Below are 287 nucleotides of genomic sequence, written 5' to 3'. Positions count from 1 at the left end.
GCATACATACTTCCTGCAGCTTTTCCATCTACGGCTATCCCTTTATATGTCTCTCCTTTACTTTTTACTTCCTTTGTCCTATACTCATACCTCTGTCCCCCTGATGATATGAGTACTCTTGTCTCTTTTGACGCCTTTATTATGCCCGCTATGTCTATTGTCTTACTTAACAGTTCAAGGTCACTTAAGCTTAATGCATCTACTCCTCTTTCTCCTATCCCTATATGTCCCTGTGATACATCTATGCCTACTAAGTCCCCGTCTTTCATATGTAAATTTCCTGTTGT

The 287-nt window shown here is 40.1% G+C and carries 1 protein-coding gene; it reads right to left on the bottom strand.

Annotation, left to right across the window (positions count from 1 at the left end; all coding sequences use genetic code 11):
* Positions 1-269: hypothetical protein (locus tag EII29_RS11730; protein ID WP_148096449.1), on the bottom strand; the 269-nt coding region annotated here is incomplete at its 3' end.
* Between the last annotated feature and the right edge of the window lie 18 nt (positions 270-287).

The sequence above is a fragment of the Leptotrichia sp. OH3620_COT-345 genome (genome assembly GCF_003932895.1).
In the GTDB taxonomy this organism is placed as follows: domain Bacteria; phylum Fusobacteriota; class Fusobacteriia; order Fusobacteriales; family Leptotrichiaceae; genus Pseudoleptotrichia.
This window is presented reverse-complemented; position numbering and strand designations above follow the sequence as displayed.